The organism is Kribbella capetownensis (assembly GCF_004331485.1).
In the GTDB taxonomy this organism is placed as follows: domain Bacteria; phylum Actinomycetota; class Actinomycetes; order Propionibacteriales; family Kribbellaceae; genus Kribbella; species Kribbella capetownensis.
Window position 1 is genome coordinate 793,755 of the sequence record NZ_SJKD01000002.1, and the last position, 22,244, is coordinate 815,998.

Here is a 22,244-nt window from a genome sequence, read left to right on the forward strand (position 1 = left end):
GTGTCGGACCGAGAAGAACTGCGGGCGAACGAACAAGCGGCTCTCCAGGAGGTGGAACAGACCAGCGCGGCGCTGCGCGAGCGGGCCCGCGCGACCCTCGGGGTCACCGGCGACGAGAACACGGAGAGCTTCCGGTCACTGGTCCGCAAACACAACCTGAGCTACTACCCGATGGTTGCCTTGGGCCTCTTGTTCGTCACCGGCGCGTTCCAGAGTTACGCGTTCACGGTCCTGACGCCCGAGATCAGCCGCACGCTCGGCATCTCGATCGCCGCCATCGTCGGAGCCCGCGCGCTGTACCAACTGGCGATCGCGATCGCGCCGCTGCCGATCGCGCGGCTGTCCCAGAGCCGGGCGCGGCGAGCGATGCTGTGCATCGTCACCGGGGTGGTGTGGAGCTGCATCACGCTGATGACGGGACTCGTCACTTCACTGGTCGCGCTCATCGTCATTCTCTGTCTCGACGGCCTGGCGACCGGATCGGTCGTCGCGTTGCATGCGCCACTCATCGCGGACAGCTACCCACCGGCGGCACGGGTGCGCGCGCTGACGGCGTACACCGCGATCGGCACTTTCGGACAGGCCCTCGCTCCGCTGCTGGTCGGCATTCTCGCGTCCGTTGCCGGTCTGAGCTGGCGTGGCGTCTTCCTGGCCCTGGGACTCACCTCGCTGCTGCTGACCTTGTGCGCGATCAGACTGCGTGACCCAGGTTTCGGGAAGTGGGACTCCGAGCAGTTGCGTGCCAGCGTGCATGAGGAGCACGGCGAGCCGGCGGATTCGCTGGCGGCCAAGGACGTCGCTCTCGGGTTCTGGGAGATCTGCCGCCGGGTGATGCTCATTCCCACCAACCGGAGGGTCTTCGCCGGGTTCGCCGTGTACGGCGTACTCACCGTGCCGCTCGGCACCTTCATCTCGGTCTTCCTCGACCAGCGGTGGAACCTCGGCCCGGGCGAGCGTGGCCTGTTCTTCTCGGTCTTCTTCGGGATCGGCGTCCTCGCCCTGATCGGGTACGGCGGCCGCGGTGAGAAGCAGTTCCGGTCCTCGCCGGCGCGGGTGCTGCGGGCCGCCGGTTTCCTCCTGGCGGGAGCGGTCGTCTTCATCGCAGTGGGCGGCGTGATGCCGGCGTTCGTGCCGATGCTGATCTGCTTCGGGGTCGCCGGCGCCTGCATCGGGCTCCTGCAGCCGATGCTCGGTATCTCGATGCTGTCGATCGTTCCGGCCCACATGCGCCCGCATGCCCAGGCGCTGGCCGGGATCTTCGTCGCGATCGGCGGCTCGGCCGGGGCGCTGCTCCTCGGCGGCATCGAGGACCAGTACGGGATCGGGGGCACGATGGTCGCGATCGCCGTACCGGGCGTGATCGGTGCCTTCATCATCGCCAGCGCGGGCACCTTCATCGAGTCCGACCTCGACCGGATGATCGACGAGGTGGTCGAGGACGAGGAGATCCGCCGGGTCGAGCAGAGCGGCGGACGCCTTCCGTTGCTGGCCTGTCGCGGGATCAACTTCTCGTACGGCCAGCTGCAGGTCCTCTTCGACACCGACTTCACCATCGACGACGGCGAGATGGTCGCGTTGCTCGGCGTCAACGGCGCCGGCAAGTCGACGCTGCTCAAGGTCATCTCGGGCATCGGCCTGCCGACCGCAGGCAGTGTGCGCTACCGAGGCCAGGAGATCACCTACCTCGACGCCGAACGCCGGATGCGGCTCGGCATCACCCAGGTCCCCGGTGGTCGCGCGGTCTTCGGGCCGATGACCGTCGTCGAGAACCTGCGCAGCTACGGCTACACGATGGCCAAGCACCGTGGCGCCGTCGACAGCGCGATCGAGAGGTGCCTCGAGGCGTTCCCACGGCTGGCCGAACGCCGCAACTCGCTGGCCTCGACGTTGTCCGGCGGCGAGCAGCAGATGCTCGGGCTCTCCAAGGCCTTGATGCTGCGTCCACGCCTGCTGCTGATCGACGAGCTCTCGCTCGGCCTGGCGCCGGTGATCGTCGGTCAACTCCTCGACATGGTTCGGCAGATCAACGCCGACGGCACGGCCGTGGTGCTGGTCGAGCAGTCGGTGAACATCGCGCTGAACCTGGTCGACCACGCGTACTTCATGGAAAAGGGCGAGATGCGATTCGACGGCCGCGCTGACGAACTCCTGGCTCGCGACGACCTGCTGCGCGCGGTCTTCCTGCACGGCGCGGGAGCGGCGCGATGACCGCGGTCCTGCGGCGGACCCGCAAGCCGATCATCCAGCTGACGGCGTTCGTGGTCGCCGTCGTACTGACCAAGATCGTGACCGCCGTGCTCGACCGGCACGACGTCATCAAGGCGGAGACGCCGCTCCCGGTGATCATGCTCGGCACAATCGTTGGCCTGACCTACGGTCTGCTGGCGGTCGGCATCGTGCTGGTCTACCGGAGCAACCGGATCATCAACTTCGCGCACGGACAGATCGGGGCCTTCGGAGCGGCGTTCTTCGGCGTCGTCGCGATGAAGTGGCATGTCCCGTACTGGATCGCGTTCGTGATCGCGCTGCTCGCGTCCGCGGCGACCGCGGCCGCTGCCGAGACCGGCGTCGTACGGCGGCTGCGCAACGCACCGCGGATCGTGTCGATCGTCGCGACGCTGGGCGTCGGCCAGTTCCTGGTCATCTTCGCCGCTCTGATCAACTCCACGGCATCCGGACCGCTGTATCCGCAGCCGGAATGGTTGCCGGTCTTCAACGTCGGCGCGCTGCATGTGACAGAGGCGTACTCCGGCATGCTGTTCCTATCGCCCCTGTTCGTGCTCGCGATCGCGTTGTTCCTGAAGCGGTCGCGGTTCGGTCTCGCCATCCGCGCCGCGGCGGCCAACCCGGAAGCCGCGCGGATGTCCGGCATCTTCGCGAGCCGGATGTCGACTTTGGCCTGGGCGATCGCCGGCGCCCTGTCCGCCTTCACCGCGATCCTCACTGCCCCGACACAGGGCTTCGCCAGTGCGGACAGCTTCGGTCCCGCGCTGCTGTTGCGTGCGCTGACCGCCGCCGTCATCGGCCGGATGCAGAGCCTGCCGATCGCGCTGGTCAGCGGTGTCGGTCTGGGCATCCTCGAACAGTTGCTGCTGTGGAACTATCCACAGTCGGGTCTGGTCGAGGTGGTCATGTTCGTGATCATCCTGGTCGCGCTGCTGGTGCAGCGCCGGCGCGGTGGGCGCGACGAGGAGAAGGGCAGCTGGGCGGCGGTGCGCGGCCTGCGCCCGATCCCGGAGAACCTGCAGAGTCTCTGGGCGGTGCGTGCGATGGGTCCGGCGTTCAGCATCCTGACGATCGCGGTGCTCGCGATCCTGCCGCTGTTCATCTCCAACGGCCTGTCGGTGACCTTCACCGGCATTCTCGCGTTCGCAATCGTCGGATTGTCGATCGGTGTGCTGACTGGTCTCGGTGGGCAGCTGACGCTTGGCCAGTTCGCCGTCGCCGCGATCGGCGCGGTCATCTCGTTCAAGGTGGCGAGCAGCACCGGCATCTTCCCGCTCGCGCTGCTCCTCGCCGGTCTCGGCGCGGGACTGGTCTCGGTGCTGATCGGTCTGCCCGCGCTGCGCATCCGCGGCCTCATGCTCGCCGTCACCACGCTCGGCTTCGCGCTGGCCGCGCCGTTGTGGCTGCTCACGCAGCCGTGGATGCTCGGCGACGGTCAGGATCCAGGCAAGCCGTCCGGGTGGCCGATCGGTGCGCTGGACACCGGCCGCTCGTACTACTACTTCGCGCTGGCGTTGTTCGTCCTTGCCCTGGTGGTGGCGCGGAACATCCGTCGCAGCGGATTCAGCCGCCTGCTCGTCGCCATCCGCGACAACGAGGAGAACGCGCGGGCGTTCGCCGTACGGGCGAGTCTGGTCAAGCTGCAGGGCTATCTGATCGGCGGGTTCATCGCCGGTATCGGCGGCGCGACGTACGCGCACTCGCTGTCCACCATCAGTGCCGGGACATTCCCGACGTCGGCAAGCATCGACGTCGTCGTCATGACGGTGCTCGGTGGCGTCTCGGTCCTGATCGGGCCGGTGCTCGGGGCGATCTGGGTGCTCGGCTTGCCGTTGCTTGACATCGGCAACATCGGACTGGCCGCGACGAAGTTCGGAGTACTGCTGCTGATCCTGTGGAAGCCGGGCGGCCTGATCCAGGTCGTCGCGCCGCTCCGGGACCGGATCGTGAAGTTCATCGCCCGCCGCCACGGCATTGATCCCGAACCGCTGTACGCCGGTGAGGACACCACCGACGGTACGGTGACGGCCCGGGGCGTCCGGGTCAGCGACCTGCGTGTCGGTGAACCGCGCGCCGAGCTCGCGGAACGCCCTGAGGCGGGCGCGGTACTGCTCGAGGCGCGCGATCTGCGCAAGAGCTTCGGCGGCGTACACGCTGTCCGCGGGGTCTCGTTCAACGTACGGGTCGGCGAGACGGTCGGACTGCTCGGACCGAACGGCGCCGGCAAGACGACGACGTTCGAGCTGCTCGGAGGCTTCACCAGACCGGACACAGGGCAGGTGGTCTTCAATGGCGAGGACATCAGCAAGGTCGGTCCGGAAGGGCGCGCCCGGCGCGGCTTGATCCGATCGTTCCAGGACGCGGCGCTGTTCCCGACGATGACCGTGAAAGAGACGGTCATGCTCTCGCTCGAGCGAGTGCGGCCGACGGGCTTCGTGACGTCGACGCTCGGCGTGACGCTGGGCGAACGGAAGAAGGAGGGCCAAGCCCGTGCGCTGATCTCGGCGATGGGGCTGGACCGCTACCGGGACAAGTCGATCCAGGAGCTGTCGACCGGCACCCGCCGTATCACTGAGATCGCCTGCCTGGTGGCGTTGCAGCCGATCTGCTTGTTGCTCGACGAGCCGTCGAGCGGCGTCGCCCAGCGCGAGACTGAGGCGCTCGGACCACTGCTCGTCGACCTGAAGAAGGAGCTCGACCTGACGCTCGTCGTCATCGAGCACGACATCCCGCTGATCATGGGGATCTCCGATCGGATCATCGCGATGGCCGACGGCCACCTGATCGCCGAAGGTACGCCGGACGAGGTGCGGACCGACCCGCTGGTCGTCGATGCGTACCTGGGCGGCAGCATCGAAGCGATCGAGCGCTCCGATGCCGGCCTGGCCGTGGCCGACCGATGAAGACCGGTCGGCCTACTCGGGCTGGGCCGGGTCCTGGGGGACGGCGTCGAGCAGCGCCTCCATCCGCGACCGGATCGGCGCTGCGTTGTCGGGGGCCGTGAGGATGTACGGCCGGTTCTCGACCATCGCATCGACGACGAGTTCGCCAACAACCGCGGGTGAAACGCCGTGATCACGCACCAGCTTCTGGGCCGCCTCCAGAATGGTGTTGATCTTGGCCGAGCGCTGCGGCGCGTCCGCGGGGCGGAAGCGTTGGGTGTTCTCCACCATGTCGGTGGCCACCGGTCCGGGACACAGGACGCTCACACCGATTCCATGGTGCGCCAGTTCCACCCGCAGGGACTCGCTCAAGCCGACAACGGCGTACTTCGACGCGTGGTAAAGGAATCCGGACTTGTAGAGCAGCGACTGCCCGTCGACGAAGAGCCCTGCCGCTGAAGCGGTGTTGACGATGTGTCCGCCGAGGCCGCGCTCGATCATGCGTGGCACGAACGCCTGGAGGCCGTTGTAGACGCCACCCGCGTTGACCCCCATGACGTAGTCCCACAGGGTGTGGTCCATCCGCGCCGGCGCGACGGAGTCGATCACGCCGGCGTTGTTGACCACGATGCTCACGGGACCCAGGTCGGCCTCGACGACGTTCGCGATCTCGGCGTACCGTCGGCGATCGCGGACGTCGAGCAAGTACGAACGGGCGCTCGTGACCGCGGACAGCTCGGCCTCGGCGGCGTGCAAGGCCGATTCGTCGAGGTCGGCCACCGCGACAGAGACGCCTCGGCCGGCGAGCGAGCGCGCGATCGCCAGTCCGATCCCGCGTGCCCCTCCGGTGACGAAGGCCGTACGGCCTGCGAGGGAATCCATTGTCTCTCCTCACTCGGTGCCGGCGGCTTCGCAGATTTGCCCGGCAAAGCCTTGCGCTGACCCTAGGCGTATCAGCATAGTGTATGGGCATACGTCATAGCTCGTGCTTGACAGGAAGGAGTTCCGCCGATGAGGACTGTTGCTGCTGTCACCGGATCTCTGCTGGTCCTCGGGATCGCCCTCAGTGGGTGTGGGAACTCCGATCAGGCCGCGAAAGGCACGCCGTCCGCGACGATCGAGGACAAGAGCACCAGCGCTGCCACCGTGGACGCCTGCAAACTGCTGACGCCTGGTGGCCTGGAGCAACGGTTCGGAGTCTCCTTCGGTGCCGGTGCGCTGACCCATCAAGAGGAGACCGGCTCCGACCAGTGCGTCTGGACCAGCTCGGGTGGCGCTTCGACGACGACGTTCTCACTCACCGTGTTGCGCCAGGACGGGCTTCGCGGCGACCTCAAGTCCAGCGGGATGACGCTGGCACAGCTGTTCGAACAGACCAAGGGTGCGTACCCGAAGGCCAAGCCGATCGACCTCGGCGACCAGGCGTACATCGCGGCTCGCGAAGTGCAGGTACTGGCGGGCGACACCTGGTACTCGTTCTCGTTCCACGGCCCGGATGACACCGGGGTCGACGGACTGAAGGCACTGGCCGCTCAAGTGGTCGGCTGACCGTGCACACCTCGGGGAGAAGAAAGGAGTCAGGATCGATGATGCGTATTCGGAGCGCCGTTGTGGCGGCGTGCTGCGCAGTTGTCCTCGTCGCTTGCGGCGTGCAAGGCGGTAGCGGTAGTGGTGGTACGGCGGTCAAGGGCAGTGGTTCGGAGTTCAAGCCGTCGACGTCCGGGCCGATCAAGATCGGGGTGCTGATCACCGACACCCGGGCCGAGGCCGAGCGGAACGGCGTCAGCGTCGTGAGCCCGTACAAGGCCGCGGCCCATGCCATGATCCAGGCCGTCAACACCGGCGGCGGCGTCGCGGAGCGGAAGCTGGAAGTCGTCGACGAGACGATCGACTTCTCCACCCCGAACTTCGACTCGGCGTTCGAAGCGATCTGCCAGCGGTTCACCAAGGACAAGCAGGTCCAGGCGGTGGTGTACGACGGCCTCATCTACAACCAGGCCTTCAACAAGTGCCTGATGACCGCCGGCGTTCCGATCCTGTACATGGGGCAGAACGGATCCCCGATCGGCGACGACACCGATCTCAAGGATAACCCCGGCGTCATCGCGGTGAACGCGGTGAGCATCGATCGCCGCGTCAAGAGCATCATGAACAAAGCCGTCGAGGCCAAGTTCCTTGCCTCCGGCAGCAAGCTCGGCGTCGTCATCGAGGACTGCCCGTACAACGAGCGGGCCTATGAGAACACGCTGAAGCCGCTCGCCGACAAGGCCGGCGTCGAACTGGTCAAGTCCGAGATCAAATGCGCCCACGGGTACGCCGACAACGGTCCGAACCTGGCCCAGGTCCAGTCCCTCGCGCTCAAGTTCAAGTCCCAGGCCGTGGACAGCGTGATGATCATGACGCTGTACGAGAACGGGATCATCTACTACTTCGCCCAGGGCGCGCACGCTCAGAACTGGTCGCCGCAGTACCTGCTCTTCCACCCGCAAGGCATGGCCGACGTGATGAAGCTCTACCCGCCGGACCAGTTGACGAAGATGCGCGGTTTCGGTGGCATGCCTGACCAGGACGTCACCGAGCCGCCGGCGCCACCGGCCGAGCAGGCCAAGGTGCGCAAGTCCTGTATCGACAACGCCCGCAGCAACGGTGTGCCGGTCCAGAAGATCACCGACCAGATCGTCATCTACCAGGCCTGCGACGTGGTGCGGCTGCTGCAGCAGGGCCTGGCCAACAGCGGCGGCCTGGGTGGGATCGACAAGCTCGTGCCCAGGATCGAGAAGATCGGCACGGGTTTCGTCAGCGCCCTCACGCTGGACGGCGCGACCCAGTTCGGGCCGGACCGGCACGACGGCATGGAGAAGACGGCCGCGTCCAGCTTCGACCCCGGCTGCAAGTGCTTCACGTACAAGTCCGCGCCCGCGCCGGTCGGATAGCGATCGCCAACACCTTCGAGAAGGGCCGTACAGCATCATGACCACAACGAGCGAGCCTGCGGTGCACGGACACGTCGAGGACGGTTGGGGGAAGGTCGCCGACCAGTTCCGCGCGAACTTCGAGGGCAATCCCGGTGAGGTGGGCGCAGCATGCTGCGTGTATGTCGGTGGCCGTCCCGTCGTCGATCTCTGGGGCGGCCTGGCCGACAGCGAGACCAAGCGACCGTGGCGCGAGGACACCATCGCCATCGTCGCCTCCACGACGAAGGGTGCGACCGCGATCTGCGCGCACCTGCTGGCCCAGCGCGGCGAGCTGGACCTCGACGCCCCGGTGGTCGACTACTGGCCCGAGTTCGGTGCAGGAGGCAAAGACCAGATCCCGGTGCGGCTGCTGTTGTCACACCAGTCCGGCCTGCCGGTCGTCGACGGTCCACTGACGCTGGAGCAGGCGTACGCCTGGGACCCGGTGATCCGTGCGATCGAGGCCCAGAAGCCGGAGTGGGAGCCGGGCACCGAGCACGTCTACCACAGCATCACCTACGGGTACCTGGTCGGCGAGCTGGTACGCCGGGTCTCCGGCAAGTCGCTCGGCACGTTCTTCGCCGACGAGGTGGCCGGCCCGCTCGGGCTGAACGCCTGGATCGGGCTGCCCGAGGAACAGGAAGAGAAGGTGGCGCGGATCGAGTACGCCGCTCCACTCAGCCTGGAGGAGATGACCGCCGGGATGATCGAGACCACCGGCCTCGATGCCGACACGGTGACCCGGTGGATCCAGGCGGTCTGGGGCGAGGGCTCGATCCAGGCCCGGGCCGGCTCGCTCGGCGGCGCGTTCGACGTGACGTCCGACCTCAACGCTGAGCGGGCCTATCGAGCGGCCGAGATCCCGGCCGGGAACATGCTCACGGACGCGCGATCGCTGGCCCGGATGTACGCCGCCACGGTCAGCGACGTGGACGGCGTACGGCTGCTCGATCCGGCCACGGTCGAGCGGGCGACCGAGATCCAGACCGACAAGACCCGGATGCACGGGCTGCCCGCGGACCTGGACCTCCCGGCCGACCGCTCGTTCAACATGTCGCTCGGGTTCTGGCGGGCCTGCCCGCCGTTGCCGATGGCGGGGCCGAAGTCGTTCGGTCACCCGGGCTCGGGTGGGTCGGTCGCGTTCGGCGAGCCGGATGCCGGCGTCGGCTTCGGCTACGTCATGAACCGCTGGTCCTTCCGGACCGGCGAACCGCGGGCGTCGAGCCTGGCCGCGGCGGTCCGGTCCTGCCTCGGATGACGGGAGACCTCGGATGACGGAACTCCAGAAGACGGTGCAGGAACCCGTCGCCCGATCCGGCGTACCCGGTGCGGTGGTGGGTGTGCTCGAGGACGGGCGGATCGAGACCGCTGCCGCCGGTCTCGCGAACCTCAGCAGCGGCGTCGAGATGACGCCGGACACGTTGTTCCTGACCGGCTCGATCACCAAGGTCTGGACCACGACGTTGCTGATGTCGCTGGTCGAGCAAGGGCTCGTCGACCTCGACGCGCCGGTCAAGCGCTACCTGCCGGAGCTCGTCCTCGGCGACCCGGAAGCCGCGGATGCCCTGGTCGTACGGCATCTCGTCACCCACTCCACCGGAACGGACGCATCGGACCTGATCGCCGACGTCGGTGAGGGTGACGACGCGATCGCGAACTGGGTGCCGCTGCTCGCGGACGTCGGTCAGCTGTTCCGGCCGGGCGAGTACTTCTCCTACAGCAACGCCGGCTTCGTGCTGGCCGGCCGGATCATCGAGGTCGTCACCGGCGAGGGTTACTCGACCGCGATGCGGCAACGGTTGTTCAAGCCGCTGGGACTGGAACGCAGCATGTTCACGGCCGAGGAGGCGATCCTGCACCGGATGGCGATCGGCCACTATCCGGGCGCGGACGGGTTCGTGCGCAGCGAACGGTTCATGATGCCGCAGTGCCTCGCGCCGGCAGGTACGACGTTCATCACCTCGGTCGAGGACACGCTGACCTTCGTCGGCTCCCATCTGCCGGCGGTTGCTTCGTCGCCGCGCCTGCTCAGCCCGGAGACCACCGGCCGGATGGCCGCACACGAGATCGACTTCCCCGTGCCGGAGACGGGCTCGGTGGGACTCAGTTGGCTGCGCAAGCAGTACGGCGATCACGTCGTACTCACCCATGGCGGAGGCTCGTACGGAGGCGTCGCCATGGTCGGCGTCGTTCCCGACCTCGGCGCGGCGTACATCGCCTTTGCGAACGGGGGGCCGGCCTCGATGCCGTTCCACCAGGAGATCGCCGAGGCTCTGCTGCAGGACCGGTTCGGTCTGCCCGCGCCGGTTGCGCCCGATCTGTCCGGTCCGGAGCCGAAGCCGAGCCGCTACCACGGCAGGTATGTCTGTTGGGGCTGCGAGCTCAAGGTCAGTGACGACGGCGACGCGCTCTCCTACCAAGCCAGGTTCACCGACCCGGTTCTCGGCCGCAACCGTTCGGATCCGCCGCCCGTCCGGCTGCGACCGATCGGAGCACAAGGCCTGACCTTGGCCGATCACCCCGATCAACCGCCCTTCGCCTATGGGGTCGGCGACGACGGATCCGGACACCCGGAGTTCCTGTTCCTGCTGGACCGGCTCGTCCGCCGCATGGGTGACAACCAGCACCGCCACAGCTCTGGAGGATCTTGATGACGGAACAGTTCGGTACGTTCGACTTCGGCTTGGACGAGGGGCAGGAGGAGCGGGCCGCGCGGCTGCATCGCGAGAGCCTCATCGTCGATGTGCTGTTCCAGGGACCGGTCGGGTACCGGGCGTTCGACGAGGAGATGAACAAGGAACTGCGCACCCTGCTCGAGAAGACGCACGACACCATGGAGACGTTCAGCCGTGGTCTCGAGGCCCCGATCCGCCGCGCGATGGCGGGCCGGCTGGACGCGGTCAAAGAACACTGGGACGCCAGCGGGATCACCTGCGGGAACCGCCAGGTGGAGATGTCCGACGAACGCCACGTCCGGGAGTGGTCGTTCGCCTTCGTGCAGAAGCAGTTCGACTACTTCCCCTGGCTGATCAAGGCTCTGACCGCGGCTGACATCCGCCGTGCTCACGAGACCGGAGTCCATGCCGGACTGGTCAGTTCGCAGGTCATGCTGGGTCCGTGGCGCGACCTCGACGCACTGGCCTGGGCGCACGATGCAGGCCTGCGCATGATGCAGCTCACGTACAACAACATGACGACTGTCGGCGTCGGATGCACCGAGCGGACGGACGCCGGGCTGTCCGCGTTCGGTGTGGCCAGCGTCAAGGCCATGAACGAGCTCGGCATCATCGTCGACACCGGCCACGTCGGCCGGAAGACGACGCTGGATGCCTGTGAGGTGTCGGAGGCACCGGTCGTCGCCTCCCACACCGCGGCACAAGGCGTGTTCGATCATGCGCGAGGCAAGAGCGACGAGGAACTGCGCGCGCTGGCCGCCACCGGCGGCATCATCGGCATCGTCACCGTCCCGTTCTTCCTCGGGGCCGGTCCCACCGTCACCATCAACGCGATGCTCGACCACATCGAGTACGTCGCCGATGTCGCCGGTGTCGATCACGTTGCCATCGGCACCGACTGGCCGATGCAACTGCCGAAGTGGATGCTCGACGATCTTCTTCAGCCGATCTTCGCCGAGACCGGCTTCAGGCCCGAGGACAAGCTGGTGGCGACGCAGGAGCTGGTCGGGTTCGACGACTACCGCGACTTCCCGAACATCACCCGCGGCCTGGTCGCGCGTGGCTGGCCGGACGAGGACATCGCCAAGGTGCTCGGCCTGAACTTCGTCCGCGTGATGGAAGCCGTCTGCGGCTGAACCTGAACAGCGGCTGGTGGTCATCACCCCGAGCAGTGACCACCAGCCGCGCTGTCTACTTCCGTTCGTCCTTGGCCACCACGCCGTTCTGCACGACGAGTACGACGCTGTCCGGGTCGGCGAACAGCTTGGGGTCGTCCAGCGGATTGCCCGCGAACGCGACGATGTCGGCCTGCTTGCCGACCTGGAGCGTGCCGATCTCGCTGCCGAGCCCGAGCAGGTCGGCGTTGACGCGCGTCGCTGCGATCAGTGCTTCCATCGGGGATTGGGCCGCGGCTCGCAGTGTCAGCTCCTCGCCCCGCCCGGTCTGGTCGGGTCCGATGACGTCGGACCCGAGGCCGACCCGGACGCCGGCGGCCGTGGCGGCGAGCAGCCCGTCGACCATCGCCTGGCGGACCCCTGCTGCCTTGTCAGCGAAGTGGCTGGGCAGACCGAGGTCGTCGATGTTCCTGATCAGCCTTTCGAGCGCGGCCAGTGTGGGCACGAGAGAGACCTGGCGCTCGGCCATCAGTGCGGCCGTCTCCTCGTCGATCCCGCTGCCGTGTTCCACACACTTCACACCGGCGAGGACTGCCATCCGGATGCCGTCGACGTTGAGGGCGTGGACGGTGACGTAGGTGCCCCGGGCCGCGGCCTCGGCGACGGCCACCGCGATCTCCTCGGCGCTGAATTGCGTGTCGGTGAGCTTGTCGTGCCTGGAGATGACGCCGCCGGTGACGCAGAGCTTGAGGAAGTCGGCGCCGCGCCGGAACGATTCACGGGCGTTCCTGCGCATCTGGTCGGGCCCGTCGGCCAGCATCGTCAGCGTCCGCAGGCCGGGAACCTCGATCTCGTTCCATACGTGGGTCGGCTCCCACTCGGACGCATAGTGTCCGTGTCCGCCAGTCTGGCAGTGGATCGGTCCGCACTGCACGATCCGGGGGCCGCGAAGTTTGCCCGATGCAACGACACGGGCCAGGCCGGCGTCGATGCCGCCACAGTCCCGCACCGTGGTGAAACCGGATCGAAGGGTCTGCGCACAGTTGGAGAACATGTCGGCGGCGATCTCGGCCACCGACATCCCGTACTCGACGCTCGGCTCGAGTTCGCTGGCCAGCCCGAGATGGACGTGCGCGTCGATCAGACCGGGAGTCAGGGTCAGTCCGGTGCAGTCGACGACTTCGGCGTCGCCAGGTACGGATCCGCCGATCCGGGTGATTCGTCCGGCGTCGATGAGGATTCCGGCCGGCTCGGGGCCGGTCCCGGTCGCTGTGACGACGGTTGCGCCGTGCAGCCAGAGACTGGAAGTCATGGGCAGTGTGCTCCTTCGGCAGTGGGTGTCGGCGTCGCGGACGAGAATCTCGGTCCGAACCATTCGCTTACGTACGCCCATACACTATGCTGGTACGCCAAGAGGGGTGCAAGAGCTACGCACGCCGTACCGGACTGGAGGAGACACCGTGGCGACACAGCGCAAGGTGCAGAAGTCAGCGCGGTTGGCGCGCGGCGCACTCGACCGGGAGACGGTGGTCGCCGCGGCGCTCGAGATCGCCGACCGCGACGGCCTCAGTGGCGTGACGATGGCCCGGGTGGCGGAGGCGCTGGGCGGCAGCCCGATGTCGCTGTACCGGCACCTGAGCGACAAGCAGGAGCTGCTGGACGCCGTCGCCGATCTCGCGGTGTCGGAGGTCCCGGCGATCGCCAAGGACGGTCGCCCCTGGCGAGTGCGGCTCGAAGAGTTCGCGCTGGAGTCCCGGAAGTGCGCACTGCGCCACCCGGCGCTGATCGAAATCCTGCTGCAGACCTGGGTCCGCGGCCCGCACACGGAGGCGGTCGGCCTCGACATGATCGTGCTGCTGCAGGAGGCCGGCTTCGAGAAGGAGTCGGCCATCCGTGGGTTCATGGCCCTGCGCAACCACATCATCGGCGCGATGGCGTGGGAGGTGTCCCGGTTCCGCGGTGGCAGCGAGGCGTTCGCCCGCGGCGTGTCCGACAACTTCGTGCACGCGGACACACCGGCCGACTCGCCGTTCCGGGATCTGCTCGAGGTGGTGCCGGAGGATCCGGAAACGCAGTACCTGTTCGGGATCCAGCGCCTGCTCGACGGGTTCGAGACAGAGCTGCGCAGGATCCGTCGACGGTCCGGACCGAAGAAATGATCGACGACCTCTACCGACGACCGTCCTTCGTCGACCTGATCTCCCGCTCGCTGCAGAACTACCCCGATCGCGTCGCGTTCTCCACACCGACCGGTGACCTGACGTACGACGAAGTGCGCCGGCTGATCTCGCGGGTCGCGTTCGCGCTGCGGGACGCCGGGGTGAAGCCTGGGGACGGCGTGGCGATGATCGCCCCGAACCGGCCGGAGACCTTCGCCGCGGTGACGGCGGCGCAGTCGCTGGGTGCCCGGTACACACCGTTGCATCCGATGGGATCCCTCGCCGACCACGTCGTCGTCTGCACCGACGCCGAGATCAGCACGCTCGTCGTCGATGCGGCGCAGTACGCCGACCACGGCGCGGCGCTCGCTGCCGAGCTGGACCCGAGCCCGAGAGTGCTGCTCCTCGGTGGGGGATCCGGATCCGACGTACTGGCCGGGCCGGACACGGACGGGGTCATTCCGTCCGTGGCCCGTGAGTCCGACGTCGCGTTGCTGGGCTACACCGGCGGGACGACCGGGCGGCCCAAGGGCGTGATGCTCACGCATCGTTCGCTGGCCACGCACCTCTACCTCACCGTCGCGCACTGGCAGCTTCCGACGGAGCTTCGCTTCCTGGGATCGACGCCGCTGACCCACGCACTCCAGGGCATCGTGCCGCCGGTCTTCCACCAAGGTGGAAGCGTCGTACTGACCAAGGGCTTCGACCCCGCGGAGTTCTGCGAGACCGTGCGGAAGCACCGGATCACGGCGACCTTCCTGGTGCCGAGCATGATCTACGTACTGCTCGACTACATCGCCGAGCACGACGTGGATCTGTCCAGCCTGCAGACGATCCTGTACGGCGCCGCGCCGATGTCACCGGATCGGCTCGAGCAGGCTCTCGAGGTGTTCGGGCCGGTGTTCGTGCAGTTCTTCGGACAGAGCGAGGCGCCGAACACGGTGACGACACTCAGCAAGCAGGACCACGATCCGCGCCGGCCCGAGCGGCTCGCGTCCTGCGGCAAGCCGCATCCGACGCTGGACGTCGCAGTGCTGGACGAGAACGACCAGCCCTGCCCGGTTGGTGAGCTGGGAGAGGTCTGCGTCCGCGGTCCCCTGGTGATGGACGGCTACTGGAAGCAGCCGGAGTTGACCGCGGAGACGCTGCGCAATGGTTGGCTGCACACCGGTGACGTCGGTCGCTTCGACGCGGACAACTTCCTGTACCTCACCGATCGCAAGAAGGACATGCTGATCACCGGTGGGTTCAACATCTACCCGCGCGAGGTCGAGGACGCGGTGGTGACGCATCCGGAGGTCTCGGCCGCGGCCGTGATCGGGGTTCCGGACCCGAAGTGGGGCGAGGCGGTGACGGCCTTCGTGGTCAGGACACCGGGCGCGACCGTGACGGCCGACGAACTCGTCGCGCTCGTCCGCGAGCGCAAGGGGCCGGTGCATGCCCCGAAGAGGCTCGAATTCCTGGACGCCCTGCCGCTCACGCCGCTGGGCAAGGTCGACAAGAAGGAACTGCGGGCCCGCTTCTGGGGCGACCGCGACCGAGCCGTGAACTGAACGCCTGCCAGGAGGAGAACCGATGAGCACCGACACTGTCGCACGGCCCGGTGACCCGCGAACGAGGTCCGGGCGCGCGGCCCGGCCACGCTGGGCGGATGACGAGGCGGTCGCGCTGGCCGCGGTCGCGCGGGCCTTCTTCGAGACCGAGATCGTCCCGCATTTCGAGCGCTTCGACGAGCAGAAGTACATCGAGCGCGAGGTGTGGCACAAGGCCGGCGCGCTCGGCCTGCTCTGCTGCGAGGTGCCGGCCGAGTTCGGTGGGGGAGGTGGCTCGTTCGCCCACGACGCCGTCGTACTGAGTGAGCAGGCACGGGCCGGCGACACCGGGTTCGGCAACATGGTGCACAGCGGAGTGGTGGCCCCGCTGCTTGCGACGTACGGCAATGACGAGCAACGGCGGCGCTGGCTGCCGGGGATGGCGACCGGCGACATCATCGGCGCCGTGGCGATGTCCGAACCGGGTGCGGGCAGCGACCTCAAGAACATCGTCACCCGGGCCGAGCGTGTCGCAGACCAGTACGTTCTCAACGGCTCCAAGACCTTCATCAGCAACGGCGCCCGCTGCGATCTGGTCGTGGTCGTCGCGAAGACCGACCCCGCGGCGGGACGCAACGGGATCTCCTTGCTCGCCCTCGAGACGGCCGACGCACCGGGCTTCCGGCGCGGGCGCACCCTCGACAAACTGGGTCGGCATGCCTCGGACACCGCGGAGTTGTTCTTCGACGAGGTGTCCGTCCCGGTCGGCCACCTGGTCGGGGCGGAAGGCCGCGGACTCGAGATCCTGAAGGCCGAGCTACCCCGCGAGCGGTTGGTCATCGCCATCACCGCGGTGGCCGCGATGGAGCGTGCGCTGGAAGAGACCGTCGCCTACACCAAGACGCGGGAAGCGTTCGGCGGTCCTTTGTTTTCGATGCAGCACGTCCGGTTCGAGCTCGCCGAACTGGCGACGATCGTCCGCGCGTCCCGGGTGTTCCTGGACGACTGCGTCGAGCGGTTCGTCGACGGCACCCTCGAGCCGGCCACGGCGTCGATGGCGAAGTGGTGGCTGACCCAGAACCAGACCGACGTCACCGATCGATGCCTGCAACTGTTCGGCGGTTACGGCTACATGCGGGAGTACCTGATCTCCCGGCTGTACGTCGACGCCCGGGCCCAGAAGATCTACGGCGGGGCCAACGAGGTGCTGAAGGACCACATCTCCCGATCACTCTGAACGAGGTGCCTTTGCGTATGACCGATCCACTTCTGCTCCACCAGGACTCCGTTGTGGTCGACACGCACAACGACCTGATCCTGTTGGTGGACCACTTCGACCGGCGCGAGCAACCCGACCACTTCGGCCAGTTCTGGCTGCCCGAGCTGCGCGCCGGCGGGGTCGACGTACAAGTCCTGCCGATCTGTATCGAGGATCAGTTCCAGTCCGAGGGTGCCTTGCGTCGTACGTTGCTGCTGATCGAGCGGATCCATGAGCTCGGAGCGGAGTACAGCGACGACGTGGCCGTGTGCCTGACCGGCGCGGAGGTCGACGCCGCGACGTCGTCGGGACGGATCGCCCTGGTGATCGCGCTCGAGGGCGCGCACGCCATCGGGCAGGACCCGCAACTGGTACGCACCCTGGCCCGGGTCGGGGTTCGGGTGATCTCCATGGCGCACTACGCGCGGACGTTCCTTGCTGACGGCAGCGGTCTGGACTCGACCTCGCGCAGCCGGTTGACGCCGGAGGGCATCACCGCGCTGCACGAGATGGAGGAGCTGGGCATCGTCTTCGACATCAGCCATCTGGGCATCGGCGGTGTCGAGGACGTGCTGTCGCTGGCGACCCGGCCGTTCCTCGCGACGCACTCGGCCTGCCTTGGCATCACCGACAGCCACCGCAATCTCGGCGACGAGCAACTGAAGGCGATCGCCGAGCTCGGTGGGGTGATCGGAGTCGCGGCCGCGGTTCCCTTCTTCATCGACGCGAAGTCCCCGACGGCCGAGCGCGTCGTCGATCACATCGAGCGCATCATCGACGTCGCCGGCATCGATCACGTCGGGCTCGGACCAGACATCATCGATGACTACTACCAGCACGTGTTCGGCGGCTGGGTCGGTGCCCCGACCAACGGCGTCGAGTACGAGCGAGCCGAGATCGTGCGACCGTCGGACTTCCCGAGGATCACCGAGGTGATGGTGCGCCGCGGATTCCGCGAGGCCGACATCCGCAAGATCCTCGGCGAGAACGTGCTGCGCGTTCTCCGTGACGTGATGGGAGTCCCGGCCAGATGACCGTGTCGGATGACCTCCAGTACGCGCTGAAGAGCAAGGACGTACGTACGCCGGCGCAGTTCGCGGCGGCCGACGTCAAGATCGAGACGGTGAACGTGTCGATGCGGGACGGCGTCAAGCTCGCGACCGACTTGTACGTGCCGCCGAAGACGCCCGCACCGGTGATCGCCGTACGTACGCCGTACGGACGCGACGGCGACAACCTGGTCGCGCCCTTCATGGCGTTCGCCCGCCGGGGGTACGTCGTCGCCGTACAGGACCTGCGTGGCACGGGAGACAGCGAACCAGACGACCACGACTTCTACATGTTCGAGCCGCAGGACGGCTACGACTTCGTCGAGTGGATCAGTGCCCAGGACTGGTGCGACGGCTTCATCGGATCCCTCGGCGGCTCGTACGTCGGTCAGGTGCAGTGGCCGATGGCAACCCATCCGAAGATGACCACGATCGTCCCGGAGGTCAGCGGGATCGGGGTCGGCACCAAGACGGCGTCGCTGCACATGGTGGTCAACGCACTCGCCCATACGATCGGCCACGGCGAGGAGAAGACGGATCTGCCGCACTGGCAGGTCGAGCCGATGATGCTGGACGAGACGCTGTCGACCGGCTTCTTCAACGAGCCTTTCGTCCACCCGATGCTGGGAGAGCTCACGGACTCGTTCCCCGCGCTGAAGGACCTGTCACCGGTCGAGGCGCAAGCGTGGTTGTGGGCGCACTACTGCTCGTTGACCTGTGCGGAACGGGCCGAGTTCGTCCGTGAACTCACCGGGTCGCCGCACGTCACCATCGTCGATGCCGAGAACATCGGGCCGCTCTTCGGCCAGGGCATCTCGCTCGACCGGCACACGTTGCCGTCCGTCGACCCCACTCAGCAGGTTGCCGACTTCCAGGCGATCCCGCTGTTGCGCACCGGTTGGTACGACTGGTTCATCAACGACGCGCTGGCGACCTTCGAGCTCCTCCGCACGCACGCTCCCGAACCGTTGCGTTCCCAAGCCCGGATCATCATCACCCCCTCATCGCACAACTCGGTTGGTTACAAGGAGCGGATGGGCGAGCACCCGGAACTGCAGCACAACCACTGGTCGAACGTCGACTTCACCTTGCGCTGGTACCAGACCGTGCGGGACGGCTCGATCGACGAGTGGCCGCGCGTCATCTACTACCTCATGGGTGCGAACGAGTGGCGCAGCGCGGACGACTGGCCACTGCCCGAAGCCGTGGACACGCCGTACTATCTCGGCGCCGGCGCGAGATTGAGTACGACGCCTCCGCAGGAACATGAGGCTGCAGACCAGTACGTCTACGACCCGCTCGACCCGACCCCGACAGTGGGCGGCAGCATCGTCTCCTGGGTCTATCCGCCCGGCAGTGTGGATGTCAGTGCGGTCCAGCAGCGTAACGACGTACTCACCTACACGACCGAACCGCTTGCCCAGGACATCGATGTCGTGGGCAACCTTCGGGCGGTGCTGCATGCCAGCTCGTCCGCGGTGGACACCGACTTCGCCGTACGCCTCAGCGACGTCGCTCCGGACGGACGGGCGATCCAGCTGCAGAACGGTCTGCTGCGGGCGCGGTATCGCGATCTCGATCGTGGCGCCGAGCCGCTCGTACCCGGTGAGGTCTACCCGCTGGAGATCGACATGTGGGTCACGGCCAATCGATTCAAGGCCGGCCACCGGATCCGGGTCGACGTCAGCTCGGCGGACTTCCCGCGGTTCGACCGGAATACGAACCTGGGTGGTGCGGCAGGTGATCCGGTAGCGGCGACACAGACCGTCTATCGGGATGCGTCGCACCCGTCACACGTCCTGCTCCCGATCATCCCGGTCACCCCATGAGTGCGCCGTACGAGCACCTGTCGACGCGTCAGGAGGGCGCGACCACAGTCGTGACGCTGGACCGGGGGCCGGTCAATGCGGTCAACCTGGACATGTACGAGGAGATCCGCGACCTGTTCGGCCGGTTCGACGAAGTACTGCCGGGCACGAAGGCAGTGGTGCTGACCGGCGCCGGGAAGCACTTCTGCGCGGGGAACGAACTCGAGGAGTTCCTCACCCTGACCGAGGTCAACTCCGCCGGGCGGATGCGACTGGTCCGGGACACCTTCGCCTCGATCTACGACTGCCCTGTGCCGGTGATCGGCGCGGTCCGCGGGGCGGCGCTCGGCACCGGTCTGGCCATCGCGGCAAGTTGCGATGTGGTCGTTGCCGGTGAGAGCGCTCGATTCGGTACGCCGGAGGTGAGCGTCGGCGTGATGGGCGGTGCCCGCCACCTCGCCCGCCTGATTCCCCAACCACTCGTGCGTGCGATGTACTTCACCGCCGAGCCGTGGCCGGCGGCCGAGCTCGTGCAGTACGGCGCGGTGCTGCGCGTCGTACCCGACGGCGAACTGCTCGACGTGGCGCTCGGCCTGGCGGAGAAGATGACGCGACACAGCCTGGCCGCGCTCCGCCATGCGAAGGAGGCCATGAACACCGTCGAGTTCATGGATCTGAAGGCCGGCTACGAGTTCGAGCAGCGGATGACCGGGCGTCTGGCTGCCGAGGCCGACGCCAAGGAGGCGATCGCCGCGGTCCGCGAGAACCGCAAACCGGCGTACAGCGACCGGCTGGGACGGGCGTGACCGGGGTCGTCGACTCGCTGTGGGTGTATCCGGTCAAGGGTGCCGCAGGCGTGTCAGTCGATGAGGTCGACGTACTGCCCGGCACGGGCGCGCTCCACGATCGTTCGGTTGCGATCGCGCGTGGTGATCAGCCAGTGGGGCCTCGGACGCCGTGGCGGCTGCGATCCGCCTTCAAGCAGGTCGCGCGCGACGCCGACATGACGCAGGTGACGGTGACCATGCCGGCGCCTGGCGTGGTCGAGCTCCGTCACAGGGCTCACCTAGCTGGGCCGTCAGTGCGCTCGGACCAGGCTCAGCCGGACCAAGAGGCAGTACTGCGTCAGTGGTTCGGAGAACCCGGGCTGCGACTCGTGCACGGCGATGCGGCAGCGCTGTGGGACGTCGCGGACGCCGAGCTGTCCGTGATCAATCTGGCTACGATCCGCGCGCTCGAGCAGCTCACCGGCACCACGCTCGACATCCGCCGATTCCGTGCCAACGTGTACGTCGACGGTCTGCCGGCCTTCGCCGAACTGTCGTGGGTGGGCCGGCGGATCCGGCTCGGCGACTGCGAGGTCGAAGTGATCCGGCCGATCGCTCGCTGCCGCGCGACCTCGGCGAACCCGGGGACCGGGGAGCGGGACCTGGAGTTCCCATCCCTGCTCACCCGCACCATCGGTCTCCCACACCTGGGCGTCTACGCACGCCTGGCCGGACCCGCGCGGCTTCACGTCGGTTCGACTGTCGTCGTCGGTGACCGCCCTGATCCCGTTCCGCTCGGCGACAGGTTGCGGGAACGTCGTGAGGTCATGCATCCCTGGCCGCGGGAGGCCGAGGTGCTCGAGACGGTTCGTGAGGACGACCGGACGATCAGCGTGTGGCTCCGCGACCCCTACCGTCAGCCGGTGTTCGCCGGTCAGCACATCCGGGTGCACCTGCCGACAGCGAATGCTGCGCTGACCTGGCGTGCCTACAGCGTCTCCGGCCGGCGCGATGATCGGATCCGGATCACAGTGCGACTGCGCGGCGCGGTCTCGGAAAGCCTTGCGTTGTTGGCCTCTGGAGACCGCCTGCTCATCTCAGGACCGTTCGGGGTCCCTACGCTCTCCCGAGAACCTCGACCGCTGTACCTGGTGAGCGCCGGTATCGGCATCACTCCCATGGCTGCGGCGCTGCAGCAGTTGGTGGCGGTCGCGGACGGTCGCCCGGTCTCCGTGCTGCACGTCGACGCGAGCAAGGAAAGCGCGACGCTGTGGCCCGAGGTGGTCGAGCTCGCTCGACTGTCCGGTGCGACGGCCACGCTCTTCGAGACGCGGCGCGCCGCACGACGTCCCACCAAGCGCGACATTCTCGACAGTCTCGCCGGCGACCGCGACGCCGAGGCTCTGGTGTGCGGTTCGACCGACTTCGTGGCCATGGTGTCCGATGCCCTCCGGTCGGCGGGAGTGGACGCGGATCGCATCCATTCCGATCCGTTCCTCTCGCCTGCGACGGAAGTGCCCGTCCGACGACCCGCACCGGGGTCCGGCCCGCACCCGGTGACCTACCTTCCCGACGGCACGGCCGCGACCTGGACCGATGCCGACGGCACCCTTCTCGAACTCGCCGAGAACCATGGGGTTCCCGTGCTCTCCGCCTGCCGGTCCGGCGCCTGCGGCACCTGCACGCTCGACCTCGTCCACGGCGAAGTCTCGTACCTGGTCGATCCCGCCCTCCCGCCGGGATCGCGGGCGGTGCTGGCCTGTTCCGCGGTGCCCACCGGGCCCGTCGTACTGCGGCTGCCCAGGCCACCCGAATAGGA

16 protein-coding genes are annotated in these 22,244 nt (G+C 67.6%); 14 read left to right on the top strand and 2 right to left on the bottom strand.

Going from position 1 to position 22,244, the window contains the following annotated elements:
• Both E0H75_RS14120 and E0H75_RS14125 read left to right on the top strand, forming a co-directional pair.
• On the top strand, positions 1-2,208 hold the full coding sequence (locus E0H75_RS14120) for an ATP-binding protein (protein ID WP_131513938.1): 2,208 nt from the start codon (positions 1-3) through the stop codon (positions 2,206-2,208).
• Positions 2,205-5,129, top strand: a complete 2,925-nt coding sequence (locus E0H75_RS14125; RefSeq protein ID WP_131513939.1) for an ABC transporter permease subunit — start codon at positions 2,205-2,207, stop codon at positions 5,127-5,129. Before E0H75_RS14120 ends, E0H75_RS14125 begins: the two co-directional genes overlap by 4 nt.
• A 12-nt stretch (positions 5,130-5,141) precedes the next feature.
• Here the strand turns inward: E0H75_RS14125 and E0H75_RS14130 are convergent, their stop codons facing one another.
• Entirely contained in the window at positions 5,142-5,990 is an 849-nt protein-coding gene (locus E0H75_RS14130; RefSeq protein WP_131513940.1) for an SDR family oxidoreductase, read from the bottom strand.
• Between the two features lie 129 nt (positions 5,991-6,119).
• On the opposite strand from E0H75_RS14130, the gene E0H75_RS14135 reads away from it, so the two are divergent.
• Genes E0H75_RS14135 through E0H75_RS14155 form a run of 5 tightly spaced genes read left to right on the top strand, consistent with a single transcriptional unit; the run spans position 6,120 to position 11,873 of the window.
• Entirely contained in the window at positions 6,120-6,656 is a 537-nt protein-coding gene (locus E0H75_RS14135; RefSeq protein ID WP_131513941.1) for a hypothetical protein, read from the top strand.
• Between the two features lie 38 nt (positions 6,657-6,694).
• Positions 6,695-8,041 carry an ABC transporter substrate-binding protein gene (locus tag E0H75_RS14140; RefSeq protein ID WP_131513942.1) on the top strand — a complete coding sequence of 449 codons (1,347 nt, stop codon included), beginning with the start codon at positions 6,695-6,697 and terminating at the stop codon, positions 8,039-8,041.
• A 37-nt stretch (positions 8,042-8,078) separates the two neighbouring features.
• The gene (locus E0H75_RS14145) at positions 8,079-9,320 is read left to right on the top strand and encodes a serine hydrolase domain-containing protein (RefSeq protein WP_131513943.1); all 1,242 of its coding nucleotides are present in this window, start codon (positions 8,079-8,081) and stop codon (positions 9,318-9,320) included.
• A 13-nt stretch (positions 9,321-9,333) separates the two neighbouring features.
• On the top strand, positions 9,334-10,713 hold the full coding sequence (locus E0H75_RS14150; RefSeq protein WP_131513944.1) for a serine hydrolase domain-containing protein: 1,380 nt from the start codon (positions 9,334-9,336) through the stop codon (positions 10,711-10,713).
• A complete protein-coding gene (locus E0H75_RS14155) occupies positions 10,713-11,873 on the top strand; it encodes a dipeptidase (RefSeq protein ID WP_131513945.1) in 1,161 nt (386 codons plus the stop codon). The genes E0H75_RS14150 and E0H75_RS14155 overlap by 1 nt, the downstream gene beginning before the upstream one ends.
• Positions 11,874-11,928: 55 nt before the next feature.
• Here the strand turns inward: E0H75_RS14155 and E0H75_RS14160 are convergent, their stop codons facing one another.
• Positions 11,929-13,164, bottom strand: a complete 1,236-nt coding sequence (locus E0H75_RS14160; RefSeq protein ID WP_131513946.1) for a metal-dependent hydrolase family protein — start codon at positions 13,162-13,164, stop codon at positions 11,929-11,931.
• Between the two features lie 148 nt (positions 13,165-13,312).
• Between E0H75_RS14160 and E0H75_RS14165 the strand changes: the two genes are divergently transcribed.
• From E0H75_RS14165 to E0H75_RS14195, 7 genes are read left to right on the top strand one after another with little or no spacing between them, the layout of a single operon-like run.
• A complete protein-coding gene (locus E0H75_RS14165; protein WP_165553721.1) occupies positions 13,313-14,011 on the top strand; it encodes a TetR/AcrR family transcriptional regulator in 699 nt (232 codons plus the stop codon).
• Positions 14,008-15,564, top strand: a complete 1,557-nt coding sequence (locus E0H75_RS14170; RefSeq protein WP_131513948.1) for an AMP-binding protein — start codon at positions 14,008-14,010, stop codon at positions 15,562-15,564. Before E0H75_RS14165 ends, E0H75_RS14170 begins: the two co-directional genes overlap by 4 nt.
• Positions 15,565-15,586: 22 nt before the next feature.
• Positions 15,587-16,780 (top strand): acyl-CoA dehydrogenase family protein, encoded by a 1,194-nt coding sequence (locus E0H75_RS14175; RefSeq protein WP_131513949.1) that lies wholly within the window; start codon positions 15,587-15,589, stop codon positions 16,778-16,780.
• 17 nt (positions 16,781-16,797) lie between these two features.
• Complete coding sequence (locus E0H75_RS14180) at positions 16,798-17,835, top strand: dipeptidase (RefSeq protein ID WP_131513950.1); 1,038 nt, start codon at positions 16,798-16,800, stop codon at positions 17,833-17,835.
• A complete protein-coding gene (locus tag E0H75_RS14185; RefSeq protein ID WP_131513951.1) occupies positions 17,832-19,679 on the top strand; it encodes a CocE/NonD family hydrolase in 1,848 nt (615 codons plus the stop codon). The genes E0H75_RS14180 and E0H75_RS14185 overlap by 4 nt, the downstream gene beginning before the upstream one ends.
• Positions 19,676-20,464: an enoyl-CoA hydratase-related protein gene (locus E0H75_RS14190; protein ID WP_131513952.1), complete on the top strand. Its 789-nt coding sequence runs from the start codon at positions 19,676-19,678 to the stop codon at positions 20,462-20,464. The genes E0H75_RS14185 and E0H75_RS14190 overlap by 4 nt, the downstream gene beginning before the upstream one ends.
• A gap of 50 nt (positions 20,465-20,514) precedes the next feature.
• On the top strand, positions 20,515-22,242 hold the full coding sequence (locus E0H75_RS14195) for an MOSC domain-containing protein (protein WP_238163003.1): 1,728 nt from the start codon (positions 20,515-20,517) through the stop codon (positions 22,240-22,242).
• Positions 22,243-22,244 lie beyond the last annotated feature (2 nt).